General features: G+C 73.4%; 11 protein-coding genes and 1 pseudogene. 3 read left to right on the forward strand and 9 right to left on the reverse strand.

Annotated features, from left to right (window positions below; all coding sequences use genetic code 11):
- Nucleotides 1–132: 132 nt before the first annotated feature.
- Nucleotides 133–1,821 (reverse strand): DUF885 domain-containing protein, encoded by a 1,689-nt coding sequence (locus AB0917_RS18460; RefSeq protein ID WP_366820623.1) that lies wholly within the window; start codon nt 1,819–1,821, stop codon nt 133–135.
- Nucleotides 1,822–1,888: 67 nt separating this feature from the next.
- On the reverse strand, nt 1,889–2,377 hold the full coding sequence (locus AB0917_RS18465) for an Lrp/AsnC family transcriptional regulator (RefSeq protein ID WP_366820624.1): 489 nt from the start codon (nt 2,375–2,377) through the stop codon (nt 1,889–1,891).
- Nucleotides 2,378–2,437: 60 nt separating this feature from the next.
- On the opposite strand from AB0917_RS18465, the gene AB0917_RS18470 reads away from it, so the two are divergent.
- Entirely contained in the window at nt 2,438–3,703 is a 1,266-nt protein-coding gene (locus AB0917_RS18470; protein WP_366820625.1) for a PLP-dependent transferase, read from the forward strand.
- On the opposite strand, the gene AB0917_RS18475 is transcribed toward AB0917_RS18470, so the two are convergent.
- The 5 genes from AB0917_RS18475 to AB0917_RS18495 form a co-directional block, all read right to left on the reverse strand.
- On the reverse strand, nt 3,609–5,045 hold the full coding sequence (locus AB0917_RS18475; RefSeq protein ID WP_366820667.1) for a GNAT family N-acetyltransferase: 1,437 nt from the start codon (nt 5,043–5,045) through the stop codon (nt 3,609–3,611). The genes AB0917_RS18470 and AB0917_RS18475 overlap by 95 nt on opposite strands.
- A gap of 168 nt (nt 5,046–5,213) precedes the next feature.
- Entirely contained in the window at nt 5,214–7,934 is a 2,721-nt protein-coding gene (locus tag AB0917_RS18480; protein ID WP_366820626.1) for a DUF6493 family protein, read from the reverse strand.
- Entirely contained in the window at nt 7,931–9,307 is a 1,377-nt protein-coding gene (locus tag AB0917_RS18485; protein WP_366820627.1) for an SWIM zinc finger family protein, read from the reverse strand. The genes AB0917_RS18480 and AB0917_RS18485 overlap by 4 nt, the downstream gene beginning before the upstream one ends.
- A 72-nt stretch (nt 9,308–9,379) precedes the next feature.
- Nucleotides 9,380–10,963, reverse strand: coding sequence for an alkaline phosphatase D family protein (locus AB0917_RS18490; RefSeq protein ID WP_366820628.1), 1,584 nt, complete (start codon nt 10,961–10,963; stop codon nt 9,380–9,382).
- 331 nt (nt 10,964–11,294) lie between these two features.
- Complete coding sequence (locus tag AB0917_RS18495) at nt 11,295–12,773, reverse strand: PLP-dependent aminotransferase family protein (protein ID WP_366820629.1); 1,479 nt, start codon at nt 12,771–12,773, stop codon at nt 11,295–11,297.
- Between the two features lie 47 nt (nt 12,774–12,820).
- On the opposite strand from AB0917_RS18495, the pseudogene AB0917_RS18500 reads away from it, so the two are divergent.
- A pseudogene (locus tag AB0917_RS18500) lies at nt 12,821–13,666 on the forward strand (DMT family transporter); the annotation flags it as partial.
- Nucleotides 13,667–13,735: 69 nt separating this feature from the next.
- Here the strand turns inward: AB0917_RS18500 and AB0917_RS18505 are convergent.
- On the reverse strand, nt 13,736–14,566 hold the full coding sequence (locus tag AB0917_RS18505; protein WP_366820630.1) for an alpha/beta fold hydrolase: 831 nt from the start codon (nt 14,564–14,566) through the stop codon (nt 13,736–13,738).
- A gap of 568 nt (nt 14,567–15,134) precedes the next feature.
- Here AB0917_RS18505 and AB0917_RS18510 point away from each other — a divergent pair.
- Complete coding sequence (locus AB0917_RS18510; RefSeq protein WP_366820631.1) at nt 15,135–15,902, forward strand: GntR family transcriptional regulator; 768 nt, start codon at nt 15,135–15,137, stop codon at nt 15,900–15,902.
- A 138-nt stretch (nt 15,903–16,040) separates the two neighbouring features.
- On the opposite strand, the gene AB0917_RS18515 is transcribed toward AB0917_RS18510, so the two are convergent.
- The gene (locus AB0917_RS18515; protein WP_366820632.1) at nt 16,041–17,198 is read right to left on the reverse strand and encodes an ROK family transcriptional regulator; all 1,158 of its coding nucleotides are present in this window, start codon (nt 17,196–17,198) and stop codon (nt 16,041–16,043) included.
- Nucleotides 17,199–17,518: the final 320 nt, after the last annotated feature.

A 17,518-nucleotide genomic window follows, 5' to 3' on the forward strand; every position in this document is an offset into this window, starting at 1 on the left:
CTTGCATGGCGTTCAGGTAGGCGCGGCGGCGGGACTCGGTAAGCAAAGGGCGGCCATCTGTGGATAAGTCGGGGCGAGCATTCTACCGCCGTTACCGCTCGGTGAACGGGGTCCGGCCGGGGCGGGGGCGGGTCAGAGCCTGGACAGCTCGTCGACCAGATCGTCCAGGCCGAGCGAGCCCTGGGAGAGCGCCGCCATGTGCCAGGCCTTCAGGTCGAACGCGTCACCGTGCGCGGCGCGCGCGTTCTGACGGCCGAGCAGCCACGCCCGCTCGCCCAGCTTGTAGCCGATGGCCTGGCCCGGCATCGAGAGGTAGCGGGTCAGCTCGCTCTCCACGAAGTCCGCCGGCCGCCCGCTGTGGCTGCCGAAGAACTCCTGCGCCAGCTCGGGCGTCCAGCGCTCACCGGGGTGGAACGGCGAGTCGGCCGGGATCTCCAGCTCCAGGTGCATGCCGATGTCCACGATCACCCGGCAGGCCCGCATCATCTGCGCGTCCAGATAGCCCAGGCGCCGCTCCGCGTCGGACAGGAAACCCAGCTCGTCCATCAGCCGCTCCGCGTACAGCGCCCAGCCCTCCGCGTTCGCGCTGACCATGCCGACCGACGCCTGGTAGCGGGAGAGGCTGTCGGCGACGTGCGTCCACTGCGCGATCTGGAGGTGGTGGCCGGGCACACCCTCGTGGTACCAGGTCGAGACCAGGTCGTACACCGGGAAGCGGGTCTCGCCCATGGTGGGCAGCCAGGTGCGCCCGGGGCGGGAGAAGTCCTCGGAGGGGCCCGTGTAGTACGGGGCCGCGGCGCCGCCGGGCGGGGCGATGCGGGACTCCACCTTCCGCACCCGCTCGGCCAGGTCGAAGTGGGTGCCGTCCAGTTTCTCGATCGCCTCGTCCATCAGGCCCTGGAGCCACTCGCGGACCTCCTCCACCCCTTCGATGTGCTTGCCGTGCACATCGAGGTGGGCGAGCGCCTCCCAGGGGCCCGCGCCGGGCAGGATCTTCGCGGCCTCGGTCCTCATCTCGGCGAGCAGCCGGTGGTACTCGGACCAGCCGTACGCGTACGCCTCGTCGAGATCGAGGTCCGTCCCGTTGTACTGGCGCGACCAGCGGGCGTAGCGCTCCCGGCCGACCGTGTCGGGTGCCCCCTCGATCGCCGGGGCGTAGACGTCACGCATCCAGTCCCGCAGGGCCAGTACCGAAGCCGTGGCGAGCCGGGCGGCCTCGTCCAGCTCCGCCCGCAGCGCGTCGGGACCGGCCTTGACGAACTCCTCGAAGAACGCCGGGCCGTCGCTCGCGCCGCCCCACTCCGTCAGCTGGCCGATGAACGTGGCCGTCGCGCGCGGGCCTCCGTACAGCTTGCGCTCCAGCCCGAGGCCGAGCGAGGCGCGGTACCCCTCGTACGCGGCCGGCACGGCGCGCAGCCGCTCCACGACCGCCGCCCAGTCCTCCTCCGTCTCGGTGGGGGTGACCGGGAAGACCCCGATGAGGCTGTGAGCGGGCGAGTGCAGGTTGGAGACGGTCCGCAGCCCCTCCTCCGCCTCGTGCACGGCGAGTTCCGCCGTCAGCCGCTCCCGCAGGAGCCGTCCGCAGCGGCGTTCGGCATCGGTGTCGGCGCCCGGGAGCCGCTGCGCGTCCTCCAGCTTCAGCAACGTGGCACGGATGAGGTCGGCGACCGCGGCCTGGCCGGCCGGTGAGAAATCGGGCAGGCGGCGCGAGCTTTCCCGGACACCCAGATAGGTGCCCGTGATCGGGTCGAGTTCGATGATTGCGTCGACGTAGGCGTCGGCGACCTGGCGGGGCAGCGCGCTGCTCGAAGTGTCTGACATGCGGACATCCTCCAACGCCGGGCCCCCTCTCGTCACCACTGCTGAACGGCGTGCGTCCAAAAGACGATCACGGGCGGACCGTGTCGCCGGGCGGCAGCAGCGGGCCGCACTCCCACTGCTGGAAGATCAGCCGGGTCTCGACCCGGGCCACCTCCCGGCGCGAGGTGAACTCGTCCAGCACCAGCCGCTGGAGATCCGCGGTGTCGGCCACCGCCACCTGGACCAGATAGTCGTCGGGGCCGGTGAGATGGAAGAGCGCGCGGGACTCCGGCAGGGCCCGGACCCGGTCCACGAACGGGCCGATGAGCTCACGCCGGTGCGGCCGGACCTGCACCAGGAGCAGTGCCTGAAGGCCCCGGCCGAGCTTCGCCGGGTCCAGCCGCAGCTGGTCGCCGAGGATGACCCCGCAGCGGCGCAGCCGGGTCACCCGGTCCAGGCAGGTCGAGGGCGCCACCCCCACCTCGGCGGCGAGTTCGCGGTACGTGGTCCGCGCATCGTTCTGCAACAGCCGCAGAATATGCAGATCCACCGGATCCAGAGCGACGGAATCGGCCATACGGCGAACGTAACACGGCCCTTTGCCGCTACGAACCGGTAACTGTTCAGAGTGCTGTCCATGGACAACGAAGTCTCGACGACGCCCCCTGCCCCCACCCCGTCCAGGGCGCTGGCCACCGAAGCCGTACACGCCGGACGCGACGATCTCGCCTCCCTCGGCCTGCACGCCCCGCCGCTCGACCTGTCCACCACCTACCCCTCCTACGACTCGCGCGGTGAGGCCGAGCGGATCGACGCCTTCGCCACCACGGGCGCCCGGCCGGACGGCCCGCCCATCTACGCGCGGCTGGACAACCCGACCACCGCCCGCTTCGAGACGGCGCTCGCCCGGCTGGAGGGAACCGACAGCGCTGTCGCGTTCGCCAGCGGCATGGCGGCCCTCACGGCGGTCCTGCTCGCCCGCGCGAGCATGGGGCTGCGCCATGTCGTCGCGGTCCGGCCCCTGTACGGGTGCAGCGACCACCTGCTGGGCGCCGGGCTGCTGGGCACCGAGGTGACCTGGACCGACCCGGCGGGCATCGCCGACGCGATCCGCCCGGACACCGGCCTCGTCATGGTCGAGACCCCGGCCAACCCCACGCTCGCCGAGATCGACATCCGGGCCGTCGCCCACTCCTGCGGCTCCGTACCGCTCCTGGTCGACAACACCTTCGCCACGCCCGTGCTCCAGCGCCCCGTCGAACACGGGGCCCGCATCGTCCTGCACAGCGCCACCAAGTACCTCGGCGGGCACGGCGACGTGATGGGCGGGGTCGTCGCCTGCGACGAGGAGTTCGCCGCCCGGCTGCGCCAGGTGCGGTTCGCCACCGGCGGGGTGCTCCACCCGCTGGCCGGCTACCTGCTCCTGCGCGGGCTGTCCACCCTTCCGGTCCGCGTACGCGCCGCCTCGGCGAGCGCAGCCGAACTCTCGCGCAGGCTGACCGACGATCCGCGGATCGCCCGGGTGCACTACCCGCGGATCGGCGGGGCGATGGTCTCCTTCGAGGTGTACGGGGACCCGCACGCCGTGATCGCCGCCGTACGGCTCATCACACCCGCCGTCAGCCTGGGCAGCGTGGACTCGCTGATCCAGCGTCCGGCCTCCATCAGCCACCGCATCGTGGACGAGGGAGACCGGCAGGCTTCCGGCGTCGGCGACCGGCTGCTGCGCATGTCGGTCGGGCTGGAGGACGTGGAGGACCTGTGGGCCGACCTGTGCCAGGCGCTCGGCGACGGGCCCCTTCCGCAGGCTAGGACGGCTGAGAGGTCCGCTCGTCCGCCGGCTGAGCGGCCCGCCCGGTCGTCGCACCCGTCGGCTCCGTCGCACTCCTCAGCCGCGCGGTGATGACGAGGGTGCCCTCCTCGATCTGGTAGTCGAGGGGCAGCGCCAGGGCGCGCATGGCCGCGACCATGCCGGTGTTACGGGCCTGGGTGACGGCGTACACGCTGTCGCATCCCGCCTCCTCGGCGAGCTGCACCAGACGGCCGAGCAGCTCCGAACCGATACCCCGGCGCTGCCAGTCGTCCTCGACGAGGAGGGCCACCTCGGTCTCGTCGCCGTCCCAGAGGAGGTGGCCCAGCGCCACCAGCTTGCCGGAGGCGGTCTGGACGGCCAGGGTGCGGCCGAACCGCGGGCTCAGCAGGTGGTCCAGGTAGCGGTCGGCGTCGCCCACGGGGCCGTGGTAGCGCAGGCCCAGGGTGCGCGGGGAGCACCGGTCGTGCATGGCGCGGGCGGCGGCGAGATCGCCGCGGTCGGCGCGGCGCACGGTGATCTCGTTGCCCTCGGGCAGCGTGAGGATGTCCTCGCTACGGGGCACCCGCGGGCCGAGCCGGGCGTCCAGCTCCACCAGGGCGCGGGCCCGTGCGAACTCCGTCGGGGTGAACGGCAGATAGGGCCGCTCCACGGAGATGACACCGCCGGACGGGTCGCGCAGCCGCATCACCGTCTCCTCCAGCACGCCCTCGACCGGGGCGCTCTCCCCGGTCGGACGGCCGGTGACGGAGACGGCGGGCAGTGAGTGGATGGTGCACCGGCCGAGCAACTGGCGCAGGGCCAGGGGGAGTTCTGCCGCATCGAGCGCCGTGCGGGTGGCCAGCGAGAGCACCCGGGTCGGGGTGTCGACCAGGTCGTGGGTGTCCGCCCGCTCGATCCAGGTGGAGGTGCCGCCCGCGGCCGCGATCTGCCGCGTCAGCTCCGGCGCCGGGAGCGAGGCGGGCGCCCGCAGCAGGAACTCGTCGACCGTCCCGTCCGCCAGCGGGTGGGTCTGCAACGTCAGGATGTCGATACGGAACCGGGCGAGGACCAGGCACAGCGCCGCCAGACTGCCCGGGGCGTCGCGCACGGTCGTCCGCATCCGCCACAGAACCGTCTCGCTGGCCCCGGCCCCGGCCTTGGCCGCTGTCGCGGACCCGTCGGCCGAGCCGGTGACCACGTCGGGCGTCGGATCGGACGCGTCCGTCTCTCGCGGCGGGGGAGCGTTGCCGTGCCTCCGCGCCCACCAGGTGTGGAACGCCGCCGTGGCCACCAGGGCCACGGCGGATGCCATGAGCAGGTAGGGCCCGTCGGGCTGGTGCCCGATCAGGTTGGCGATCGCGTCGGCCACGGCGACCGCGGTGAACAGCGCGGCCAGCTCGATCAGGTCCCGCCGCCAGTGGTGCGGACGGCGGGCGGTCTTCGAAGACGTCACATCAGTCATATCCTCACTGTGAATGAAGGGTGTTGCCTGATCACGAACACCTTGTGACTGATGGGTTAAGTGTGGATCTGATCCCTATCAGCGTTTTTCAGCCGTATTTCCGGTCCGTGATCGCTGTGGCTCGTGATCGCTGTGGTTCGTGATCAGGGTGATTCGTGATCAGGGTGACTCGCGATCACCGTGTGCCTGGATCGCCGCGTGCAGACGGGCGGCCTGCCGGACGGTCTGCGAGGACCCCTTGCGCCCGGCCGTCGCGGCCAGCCCGTCGATCGGCTCGATCCCCTCCGTACCGCAGTGCTCGGCGCACTCCGCCGCCACGGCCAGCAGGTCCCCGATCCCCCGGGGCGCCTTCTCGTACGCCAGCAGGGTGGGCAGCACCCCGGCCAGCACGCCCAGCACGGTCCGGTACGCACCGGTGGCGGCGGCCGTCCGGGCGGAGTCGGCCAGCCGGTTGACCTTGACCAGGTCGTGGTCGACGAGGACCCCCAGCTCGCGCCCGAGCAGCGCGGTGTCCAGCCGCCCCTGAGCGGCCAGCACGAGGAGCGCGTCCACGGCGGATATCCGGTCCTCGGGGTGCCGGGCCCCCAGCCCGTACGCCAGGGCGAGGTGCAGCGCGACACCGGCCTCGCCGCCGGTCTCCATGAGCGGCGGCAGCGACCAGGCCCCGCCCCTGGGGCCTTCGTCGGCGGTGCGCAGCAGATCCGGCATCAGCCAGGCGGCCAGGGTCTCCCCGTCCTCGGGCAGCGTGGCGGTCCAGTGCGGGTACTGCTCGGCGCCCCAGTGGTAGCACTCCCGTGCGTCGGGCACGTGCGGACGGCCCAGCCAGTGGAAGGAGCGGGGGAACTCCTGCTGGATGACCAGCCGTTCCCTGGTGGCGAGCAGCACGTGCCGGAGGCCGGACGTCGACCGCTGCCACCAGTTGCCGGCCGAGGGCCGGTCGCTGGTCAGCCCGTGCCGCAGGACGGGAGCCACCGGCTCGTCGGCCCGTATCCAGGCGGCCAGCCGGTCCCCCTCCGGCGTGCCGAGCGCCGCGGCGGCCTCGGCGGACGTCTGCTCACCGGTCCGCCGCACCCGCAGCAGGGCCTGGGAGAAGTCGGCGGGCCCCGGGGCGACGCCGAGGAGCTGATACGTCCGCAGCCGCTCGACCAGCTCCGCCGCGTCCAGCGAACCGGTGTGCCACGTCGGCGTGGCCAGCAGGAACGGCACCCGGTCGAAACGCACCGCACCGGCCACCTCCCACGCACGGGCGATGAGCACCCCGTTCAGTGCGGCATGGGCGCAGGTCCCCGTCCCGGTCCAGCGCGTCTTCCCCTCGGCGATGGTCTCGTCGGAGAGCCGGTCCAGGAGTGAGCCCACCACCAGGGCGAGGGCATGCCCGGTGGTCATGTACGCCGGTTCGGGCTGCCGCTCGATCCCGTGCTCGATGAACCACTCCCCGGCCAGGGCCTCTCGCAGCGCCTGGGCCAGCCCGGCCCGGTCGGTGCGGGCGACGCGGACGAGCCCGTCCAGCGTGCGCTCGAAGGCGGAGATCCCGGACGCGGCGGCCAGGGCTCCGGGCGTGGAGCCCTGCCAGGAACGGGACTTCACCTGGGCCGCCACCTCCTCGACCAGCTCCGCCACGTCCTGCGGCGCCGGGGCGAGCCGGGACGGCACCGGCACGGGCGGCAGCATCTCCTCGTAGGGGCCGGCCACCGGGTCCGGCCCGTCCACCACCCCGAACAGCGCGGTGACCGCCTCCCGGTGGACCGGCCCCAACTGCGCGGCAGCGAGGGAAAGCTCCTCCCGCAGCGGCGCGTCGTCCGCCGGAAGATGGCGCGCGATCAGCTTCAGCGCCCGCTCCTGGAGGGCGACGTCCTCGTTCCCGAACACCTCGGCGACCACCGGAAGCAGCTCACCCGCCGTCGAGGCGTCCCGGCCCAGCACCTTCCCCAGCAGGATCAACTGGCCCCGCACCAGCTTCTTCTCCCGGCGGAAGAGCACCGGGCCCGACACCTCCGCCAGCTCCCGGGCAGACAGCTCACCCCGTGCTTCCAGGCGCGCCAGCACGTCCTGGGCATGGGAGGCCACCACCGAGATGCCGTCCGCCGCCATCCCCGCCCAGTCGCGGAGGTGGGTCCTCTCCTCGTCCTCCGTGACGCCCAGCTGCTGGAGCACGGTGAGGAAGAACCGCTGGTCACCCGTCTTGCCGCCGCGCACCAGGCGGCTCACGCACCGTTCGACCAGCCGCGACCGGTCGAGCACCCCCTCCTCGGCCAGCGCGCGGAGAGCGGCCGGCCAGTGGTCGGACGAATCCGGTGTGTCGTACCAGCCGACCGGGGCGGGAAGCTCCGGCAGCTCGAAGAGCCGGGGCGCGAGCACGGCGACGTGCGGGTCGGCGCGCAGAACGCCGATCAGCGGCACCCGGCCGGATCTGCCGTGCCACCGCCCGGTACTGATCCGCTCCGACCAGCCCTCGACGAGACTGTCCGTCGTCGGGATCGGGCACCCGGCCAGCCGCACCAGCTCGCTGATGAACGTGTACTCCGCCTCGGAGGCCGTCGAGCGCCCCGCCAGCCGGTGGGCGAGGTCGCCGAGCCAGGCCGGATCGCGGTCTCCCAGCGCCGTGAGGATCAGCGGATAGGGGGACCGCGACCAGCTGCGCAGGTCACGGCCGCCGATCCAGGTGGCACACCCCGCCGCCCCGGTGTGGCAGCCGGCCCCGGCCACCAGGAGCGCCTTGCGGACCTTGTCCTGCCGCCGCCAGTCCCAGCCCCGGGCCTCCTTGCGCAGCCCCTTCAGCTCGGCCAGCGCCGCCCTGCGCCCGGCCAGGTCCAGCCCGAGCACCAGCGCCGGAACCTCGCGGTGCGCCCCCGCGCGTACGGCAGTGAGCAGGTCGTTCATCGCACACCCCCGGCGACCGTCGCTCCGCGCCGGACCAGCGTCACGGCCAGGGCGTGTTTGCACGGACCCCGCTTCCCCCGGTAGTCCGCCCACCACTGGCAGGTGCAGGTGAGCCGCCCGCCGCTCCCGCGCACCTGGTAGCGCCGGTCGCCCGAGGCCACGGACGCCAGCGCGCCGTCCAGCGATACCGCCCCGGCACCGGCCAGCTCGCGTGCCGCCACCAGACGCGGGTTGTGCCGCTCGGCCCGGTCCGCGTCGTACGGCAGCTCGCGGTGGAAGTACGCCGCGTCCGCCAGGTCGTAGCCGACCCGGCCCGCCGTACCGAGCCGGGTGAGCGCGGCCCGCACCCGCTCGATACCCAGCCCCGACTGCTCGGCCAGCGAGGCCGGTTCGATCGTGGGCTCCCACGCCAGCAGTACGGAGACCAGCTCGGCGTCGGCCGCCGCCTCATCGGTGGCCAGCGCCTCCAGGACACCACCTTCGCCCGAGAACCCGCGTGAGGCGTCCGGCGACAGCGTCAGCGTGAGCCGCATGCCCGGCAGGACCACCTCCCAGGCGCTCGCCGCCGGCGCCCCGTCCGCCACCACAGGCCCGTACACCCGCAGCGCCGTCGCATGGCGCAGCACCCGCTGGAGCGCCACCAGCCGCTCCGGCCCCGGCAGGCACACCGCGCCCGGCACCGGCCGGGTCGTCGGCCGCAGACCGGGGCCGGAGGCCACCACCCACCGCGCGCCCCGCGCCGCGTTGCCCGAGCCGCGCGGCAGGGAACGCAGGAACGCCACCGCCTGCGCCGCGGTCAGCTCGGCCCGCAGGTCGAACCCGGCCGAGGCCACTTGCGCCTCGGCGAACCCCCTCAGCCACCGGTCGGGCAGCGGCACCTTCTTCTCCACCACCGGCCCGTCCAGCGTGGTGACCGCCAACTCCTCGGGCCCCACCCGCAGATGCAGCGGATCGTCCGCCGTTATCCGGGAAAGGGCGTCCCGCAGCGGATTGTTCACGTCCACATTGGTCGTACCGTGCTCCGTCCGTTCCCCGCCCAGCCCCTCCCGGAGCACATCGAGGCGCGCGTACACCCCGCAGCAGCCGGAGAACGACTCGAAGCGCAGCCGGTCCCCGTTCCCCGTCACCACCGGATCGAGGGAGGCGGGCAGGGTGCGTCGGTAGTAGCGGGCGGCGGCCACGTCGGCCACCGCCAGCAGTCCGCGGGCGGCGATGCGCGGGGCGGAGAGGAATCCGGCGAAGAACCGCGGATGCGCCTGCGCCCCGCGCGGGGTGAGACCGCCCGCGGTCTCCAGCCCGAGACAGGCTCCCACCTGCGAGGGCTCCAGGGCGGACGGGCGTGCGTAGGCCAAGGCCTGAACGGATCGGGTCATGGAGGAAACGCTAGGACCCACCACTGACAACGGACCCCGACACAGCCGTCCGCGCAGGTCGGAGGGGCTCCCTCACTGACCTACGCGGCCCGGGTGGAGCACCTTGGTGAACAACACCCCGCCCCCCTCCGCCCGCAGACGTACCGTCAGCTCCGCGCTGTCACCGTCGATCTCGACCTCGCCGAACAACTGCGGGGATTCCATCGGCGACACATTGGCCCGCTCGGGTGCGCGGACGAAGACACGGTCGGGACCGAACGTGCCGTCCAGTGCGTTGGCCGGAAATCCCCCTGCGGCCAGCGGGCCCGAGACGAACTCCCAGAACGGCGCGAAGTCCTTGAACGCGGCCCGCTCGGGGGCGTAGTGCTGCGCCGAGGTGTAGTGCACATCGGCCGTGAGCCACACCGTTCCGGTGACCTTGCGGTGCTTGATGAACCGCAGCAACTCGGCGATCTGCAGCTCCCGCCCGAGCGGGGCGCCCGGGTCGCCCTGGGCCACGGCCTCGAAGTCCGTCGCCCCGTCCGGGACCACCAGGCCGAGCGGCATGTCGGCCGCGATCACCTTCCACACCGCGCGGGATCCGGCGAGAGCGTGTTTGAGCCAACGCAGCTGCTCGGCGCCGAGGATGCCGGTCGTGTCGTCGGCCTGACGGTTGGGGGAGTTGCGGTTGCGGTGCGAGCGCATGTCGAGGACGAAGAGGTCCAGCAGCGGCCCGTGGTGGACGGTGCGGTACATGCGCGACCGCGGCGAGGAGGAGCCGTACGAGCCGTACGGCGCCGACACGGGGAAGTACTCGTGGAAGGCGCGCGCGGAACGGGCCGCGAGGATGTCGACGTTCTTCTCGGTGTAGCGCTCGTCGTCGAGTATCTGGCCGGGGTACCAGTTGTTGCGCACCTCGTGGTCGTCCCACTGGACGACGGAAGGGACCTGCGCGTTGAAGCGCCGGACGTTGCGGTCGAGCAGGTTGTAGCGGAAGTTGCCCCGGTACTCGTCCAGCGTCTCGGCGACCTTGGCCTTCTCCTCGGTCATGACGTTCCGCCAGACCCTGCCGTCGGGCAGGGTCACGCTCGGCTCGAGCGGCCCGTCCGCGTAGACGGTGTCACCGCTGCACAGGAAGAAGTCCGGGTCGAGACGGCGCATCTCCTCGTACACCCGGTAGCCGCCGATGTCCGGGTTGATGCCCCACCCCTGGCCCGCGATGTCCCCGGACCACAGGAAGCGCACGCCGTCACGGCGCCGGGCGGGAGCGGTACGGAACGTCCCGTACACCGGCTTTCCCGTACGGCGCGGGTCGCCCGGGTCGGCCAGGGTGACGCGGTAGTGCACCTGCTCGCCCGCCGGAAGGCCGTACAGGGGAGTGGTGCCGGTGAAGTCCGTCCCCGGGCCGATCAGCGGTCCGTACCAGCTGCGGGCCCGGCGGAAGGACTCGGTCGCCGAGGTCTCCACCAGCATCCGGGCGGGCCGGTCCGACCGCACCCACACCAGGGCCGAGGAGGCGGTGACGCTCCCCACCTGCGCCCCCCACGCGGCCTCCGGCCGCCCCGCCAGGGCCAGGGCGGGAGCCGCGGCCGAGGGCAGGGCCGCCGCCGGGACGAGCAGCGAGCCGCGCAGAACGGTACGGCGGCCGGGCGAGGGGATACGCGGGCGGTGCGGCATCGAAGCGCCTCCAAGGCGGTGGGCGGAACGCTCGGGGCGGACACCGGGCCGGGGCGGCCGCAGCGCTCCGTCGGGCCGGAGCCGGTCTCCGCCCCCATGCCTAGTGGGCCGCGGCGGCCACTGCCCCAACACCGGGTGAACGGGGCCCGTCGGACGGCGCCGCGGGCCGACAGCCCGTCGGGCGGCGAGGCTCCCGCGCCTCCGGCCAGTCGGACGGCGGGGCTTCCGCTGCCTCGGTCCGTCGGGCGGCGAGACAGGCCGACAGCCCGTCAGGCGGCACCCCCCGCTCCTCCGGCCCGTCAGACGGCGACCCTCCCGCCCCTCCGGCCCGTCAGGTGCCGGCACTCCCGCCCGCCCCCTGCGCGGCCGCGAGCATCGCGACGCCCCGGGAGATCTCGGCCACCCCCAGATGGGCGTAGCCGAGCACCAGCGCCACCGTGCCGTCCTCGGGTCCCGCGTCACCGCAGTCGCTCAGCGGCCGCAGCGCGATGCCCGCCTCGGCCGCGCGGCTCAGGAACGTGCTCTCGGGGCCGTGACGCCGAGGCAGCCGCGCGATGATGTGCAGGCCCGCGGCGATGCCGCTGACCGCGGTCCCGGGGAAGTGCTCGCCGAGCGCGCCCACCAGGGCGTCCCGGCGCTCCCGGTAGGCGCGCTGGCAGCGGCGCAGCTGGCGGTCGTAGGCGCCGCGTGCGATGAAGTCGGCCAGGACCGCCTGGTCGATGGCGGGGTTCCCCAGGTCCATGGTCCGTTTGCGGGCGACGATCCGGTCGGTCAGCGACGCGGGGGCGACCAGCCAGCCCAGCCGCAGGCCCGGAGCCAGCGACTTGCTCACCGACCCGGTGTACACGACGCGCTCCGGGTCGAGCCCCTGCAACGCCCCCACCGGAGCCCGGTCGTACCGGAAGTCCCCGTCGTAGTCGTCCTCCATGATCACCGCGTCCGCCTCGCGTGCCCAGTCGAGCAGCCGGCGGCGACGCTCCGCGGAGTAGGCGATTCCGGTGGGGAACTGGTGCGCCGGCGTGGTCACCACGGCGCGTACGCCGGAGCGCCGCAGCGGACCCAGTGCCACCCCCTCCGCGTCGAGCGGCAGCGGGGTCGCGTCCAGTCCGGTCGCCGCGAACAGCGACGCGTGCTCCGGGCTCCCCGGGTCCTCCACCCCGACCGAGGCCGGACCCCGCTCCCGGAGTACGAAGCCGAGCAGCGTCGTCGCCTGCGCCACCCCCGAGCAGACGATCAGCCGCTCGGGGTCGGCCACCACTCCGCGCCGCCTGGCCAGCAGCCCGGCCAGCGCCTCCCGCAGCTCCGGCAGCCCGCGCGGATCGGGGTACCCCAGCGACCGGTGCGGCAGCCGGCCGAGCACCGCCCGCTGGGTGGCGGTCCACGCGGCGCGCGGGAAGAGGGCGAGGTCGGGCACGCCGGGCCGGAAGTCCACCCGTGCGCCCGGCGCGCGCGGCGCCAGATCCCGTACGGAGTGCGCCGCCGCGCGCACTCCACCGCTCACCCAGGTTCCCGCGCCCTGTCCGCTGCGCAGATAGCTCTCGGCGGTCAGTTGCTCGTACGCCTCGGTGACCAGCCCGCGCGACACCCCCAGATCGGCGGCGAGCTCCCGGCTGGACGGCAGCCTGGTGCCCGCGACGAGACGGCCCGAGCGGACGGCCTCCCGCAGGGCGGACTGGAGCGCGCGCCCCCGCCCGCGCACCGGGGCGGCAGCGGCGGGCAGCAGCAACTCCCAGGCCGGAGAAGTGGAATCAAGGCCGCCGGCATCGCCACGGCCCTCTCCACCGGTCGCATTGGTCCCCGAAGACGTCATGGAAGTGGACCTTAAACCGGTCCGGTCCAGAACCTAGCGTCGCCGTCATGAACGCGAACTCTCTGCGCGGGGCCCTCCTGGCGGCCTTCGCCTGTGTGCTGGTGGGGGCCTCCTTCACCGCCAACAGCGTCCTCGGCGACTACCCGTACGCGGGTGGCCAGGCGCTGCGCTACGGTCTGGCCGCGCTGCTGCTCGCGGCGCTGCTGCGGCAGGGCCCCGGCCCCGTGGCCGCCCCGCTGCGGGGCCTCTCCAGGCGTCACTGGTTGCGGCTGGGGCTGCTCGCCGCGGTCGGCATGGTCGGCTTCAACCTGGCGGTCCTGGCGGCGGAACGGACCGCGGAGCCGGCCGTTCCGGGCGTCTTCGTCGGCTGTGCGCCCATCGTCGTCGGGGTCCTGGTGCCCCTTCTGGAGAGCCGCCGCCCTTCCCGCGTCACGCTGTACGCCGCCGGGCTGGTCGCCGCCGGAGCGTTCACGGTCCAGGGCTGGGGCCGCACCGACCTGGCCGGCATCTGCTGGTCGGTGGGCGCGCTCGCGGGCGAGGTCGGCTTCGCGGTGCTGGCCGTACCGGTGCTGCGGCCGCTCGGCCCGAAACTGCTCGCGGCGACGGTCTGTGCCGTCGCCGCCGTACAGTCCGCGCTGCTCGGCCTGGTGATGGACGGCGCCGCGTTCCTGCGGGTGCCGACCTCGGCCGAGGCCACGGCCCTGCTCTGGCAGGCCGTCGTCGTGACCGTGATCGGCTTCGTCTGCTGGTACATCGGCCTCCAGCGCATCGGGGCCGAGCGCGCCACCCTCTTCTCCGGCCTCATCCCGGTCTCCGCCGCGCTGACCGCACCGCTCGTCGGGGCCGGGACGTACGGCATGGCGCAGGGCGCGGGGAGCTTCCTGGTGGGCGCCGGGGTCGCACTCGGCTCGGGAGTCCTGGGCCGCCGCGAGAGCGCCGGGCCGGGGCCGCGTTCCGCCGGCTCAGCGGCTGGTGTCGAGGATGACGCGCGCCACCAGGGCCGGGTCGTCGTTCATCGGGACGTGCCCGCAGCCGGGCAGCCGTACGAGCCTGGCCTCCGGGATGACGTGCTTGGCGCGGACCCCCTGCCGGCGCAGCAGGATGCGGTCGCGGGTGCCCCAGGCGACGGTGACGGGGATGCCCTTCACATCGTCGGTGAAGGAGACGTTCCCGCCGGCGGCCAGCGTCTGGTGGAAGCCGGTCGCTCCCCGCAGGGCCAGAGTCTCGGCGACGACGGCCTCGGGTGAACGCCTGCCGGGCCGGGCGTAGATGGTGCTGGTCAGCGCCGTACGGCCGGCCGCGCTGCGGGCGAGCCGCTCGATCGCGGGCACCGGGAGGGCCAGCGCGGCGCGGCGCATCGCCCGCAGGGTCGTGAAGGCGTAGCGGCGCTCCGGCTCGTTCCAGAAGCCCGCGGGCGACAGGGCGCTCACCGAGCGGACCAGCCCGGTGCGTCCCAGCTCCAGGGCGAACAGGCCCCCGAGGGAGTTGCCGGCCACGTGCGGGCGGTCGAGCCCCAGCGCCGCGAAGAGGGCTCCGAGGACCGGAGCGACGGCCTCCAGCGTGTACGGGACTCCGTCCGGCAGAGGCGCGGACGCGCCGAAGCCGGGCAGGTCGAGGGCTATCACCTCGCGCTCGGCGGCCAGGATCCGCGTCACCGGGTCCCAGGCCTGGTGGTGGTGGCCGATGCCGTGGAGCAGGACCAGAGGCTCTCCCCGACCGGTGCGTTCGTACTCCACCGAGACCGGACGGGGGCCGTGCGCCGACTCGACGGTGAAGGAGACCGTGGTGGTCATGGAGCTGCTCCCTGGAGTGGGTAGACATCGCGTCAGCAACACTTACCGCTCGGTAGCTTGGAGTTCAAGGGTCCGGCGGCTCCCGTTCGCCCTACGGGAGGCCTTCGGTCTCCCGTACGCGGGAATGGCCGACGCCCTCGGCCTGTCCGAGGTGTAGGTCCGCGGTGCCCCGCTTCGTCAGGAGAAAAGCGGATACTGTCTTTCAGATCGAGCTCCGAGATGGCGCCGGTCAATGCACCCATATCGTTCACTATCCGGGCAATGTCTCCGACCTCCCTTCTGTGTAGTCGTGCGCGTTTTCCAGCCAAATGAAATCCGGGCGAGCCCTCCGTGCGGCCGACCCGTCGAAGCCCCGCCGCCGGTCCGGTGGTGGGGCTTCGTGCTGCGCGCGGCTCACGGCACCGCGAACGTCTTGTGAACGCTCTGCGCCAAAGTCCCGTTTCGTTCCGTTACGGAATAATGATTGGTCTTGACCAAGGAGGAGTGCCGTCCTAGGGTCTGAACTTAAGGCAGGAACCTTTAATAAATAGCGTCGCGGAAAAGCCGCTGGGCGATTGCGGAGGACAGGGTGGGGACCACGCAGCTGGAATCGGTACAGGAGCCGAAGTACTGGCACCTCAAGACCGTGCTCAGTGAGGCACTCGACTCGGACTTTGCGGTGGGTGAGATCCTGCCCAACGAGCGGGACCTCGCGGCCCGGTTCGGAGTCGCGCGTGCCACGCTCCGGCAGGCTCTGGAGCAGCTCGAACTCGAAGGCAGACTGCAGCGCCGCCGGGGCGTCGGTACGACCGTCGCCCCGCCGCGCGTGGGCGTGGCCGTCTCCACCGCCCAGCACGAATGGACGGGCGGCGTGGCCGGCGAGGCCTGGCAGCCGGTCGACTGTGCCGTGGAAGCGGCCCCGAGCGCCGTGGCCGCCGTGCTCGGCACCGGAGCCGAGCCCGTGCACGTGGTGCGCCGCATCCGCGACACCCACGGCCAGGCGGTGGCAGCCGAACTTCTGTACGTGCCCGCCTCCTCGGTGCCCGACCTCTCCGGGATCGACGCACCGTCCGGCACGGTGCGCGCCCGAGCCGTGCTGCGCGAACTGCACCGGCTGGGCCTGGAGGGGCAGGACCGTTCCGTGGAGCTCGGATCGGCGCGCGCGGACGACGCCAAGGAGCTCGACCGGCTCCCCGGCGCACCCGTCCTCGTCGTCACCACGCGGTACTTCGCCGCGGGCGGTACGGCGGCCGTGTCGGTCGCCACCTACCGGGCGGACACCTGCCGGCTCACCTTCGGGGACTCCGGCGCACTGGAGATCAGCCACGACGAGCAGCAGGAGCGCCAGGCATCCTGACGCCCTCCGTGTCGGCGGCCCGCGAGCCGCCGGTGCCCGGAAGGCTCGGAGCGCTTCCGTGAACAGCGCGACCTGATGGCGGCCCCGCCGGGCGACCGGCCGGGCCGCCATCGGCGCGTCCGGCGCCCCCCCCCGCGGTCAGCGGCGGGCCGTCACCGCGCCCTCCACGTTGAACAACTGCTCCTCGACATGGTCCAGCGCCAGCCGCAGGGCCCCCGTGGCGACCGCGGCCTCGCCGAGCAGCGACAACGTCACCCGTGGCGGGCGCAGACAGTAGCGGGCCAGCTCCTCGCGCAGCGGCTCCAGCACCCCGTCCAGACCGGCGGCCCAGCCACCGACCACCACCAGCTCCGGGTCGAGCGCCAGCGCCAGGGCCGCCACATCGTGCACGAGCCGCTGGAGGAACCGCTCGACGGCCGCCTGCGCCTCCCCGTCGCCCTGCCGGGCCTTGGCGAACACCACGGCCACCGCGTGCTCGTCCAGCGGCTCCAGCGGGGTGCCCGTGGTCGACAGCAGGTGCTCCGGGGTCACGTCCCTGCCCAGCAGGTGCAGAGCGCCGATCTCGCCGGCCGCTCCGCCGAACCCCCGGTGCAGGCGCCCGCCGATCAGCGAACCGGCCCCCGGGCTCAGCCCCGCCAGGACGAAGACGATGTCGTCGGACTCGGTGGCCGCGCCCTTCCAGTGCTCGGCGACCGCGGCGGCGTTCGCATCGTTCTCCACGAGGACCGGGCAACGGAACGAACGCCGCAGCCGGTCCCCGAGCGCCAGCCCCGTCCACCCCGGCAGCGCCGTGCCCAGCCGCACGGTCCCGTCCGCCTCCACGATGCCGGGGCTGCCGACACCGACCGCACGCAGACTGCTGCGGGCCACCCCGGTACGGCGCAGCAGGTCCGCGATCACGGCCCTCACCTGGTCGAGCCGTTCGTCCGCACCGGCCGTCTCCGACACCGTGCGCGAACCCGCCCCGGTCGCCCGGCCGTCGAGCCCCGACAGGAGTGCCGAGACCCGGTGCGGGCCGATCTCGACGCCCAGCAGATGCCCCGCCTCGGCACGGAAGCGGAACCGGCGGGCAGGCCGTCCCTGGCGCCGCGCCTCACTCTCGTCGGGCACGGCCTCGACCACCAGACCGGCTTCGAACAGCCCCTCGACCACACCTTCGACCGTCGGCCGGGAGAGACCCGTGATCCGGGTCAGGTCCGTCAGCGTCGGTGAGCCGGCCCCTCGCAGGGCGTGCAGTACCACCGCTGAATTGATCCGCCGCAGCAGCGACGGATCTCCCCCGGTCAGCCGGCTCACGGTGTGTCCTCCCAGCTCGTGCGCATGTCTGCCGGATCGTACTCGCTGCTCGCAGGCCCTGCGAGCAGCTTCTCAAGCCGGTATCGAGCCGCAACCTGTCTCCGCTCGGGGCCACGAAACCGGAACCGTACGCGGCGATGACCGCCTGCGTACGGTCCAGGGTCCCAACTTCCCGGAAATCGAACTGATATGGCACTTCACCGTCTCGATGTCGACGGTCGGCCGGCCGGACGCGCTCGCCTCGTCCGTGGGAGGCGGCCCCCCTCGACCTCCCTCCCGCGGTTCCGGTCGGTCACCGGTTGTCACCGGCTCCCCGGCCG

The sequence above is a fragment of the Streptomyces sp. NPDC007346 genome (genome assembly GCF_040703535.1).
In the GTDB taxonomy this organism is placed as follows: domain Bacteria; phylum Actinomycetota; class Actinomycetes; order Streptomycetales; family Streptomycetaceae; genus Streptomyces.

Coding starts and splice junctions, on each gene's coding strand:
- AB0917_RS18460 (WP_366820623.1), bottom strand. CDS start 1,821: ATGTCAGACACTTCGAGCAGCGCGCTGCCCCGCCAGGTCGCCGACGCC.
- AB0917_RS18465 (WP_366820624.1), bottom strand. CDS start 2,377: ATGGCCGATTCCGTCGCTCTGGATCCGGTGGATCTGCATATTCTGCGG.
- AB0917_RS18470 (WP_366820625.1), top strand. CDS start 2,438: ATGGACAACGAAGTCTCGACGACGCCCCCTGCCCCCACCCCGTCCAGG.
- AB0917_RS18480 (WP_366820626.1), bottom strand. CDS start 7,934: ATGAACGACCTGCTCACTGCCGTACGCGCGGGGGCGCACCGCGAGGTT.
- AB0917_RS18485 (WP_366820627.1), bottom strand. CDS start 9,307: ATGACCCGATCCGTTCAGGCCTTGGCCTACGCACGCCCGTCCGCCCTG.
- AB0917_RS18490 (WP_366820628.1), bottom strand. CDS start 10,963: ATGCCGCACCGCCCGCGTATCCCCTCGCCCGGCCGCCGTACCGTTCTG.
- AB0917_RS18495 (WP_366820629.1), bottom strand. CDS start 12,773: ATGACGTCTTCGGGGACCAATGCGACCGGTGGAGAGGGCCGTGGCGAT.
- AB0917_RS18505 (WP_366820630.1), bottom strand. CDS start 14,566: ATGACCACCACGGTCTCCTTCACCGTCGAGTCGGCGCACGGCCCCCGT.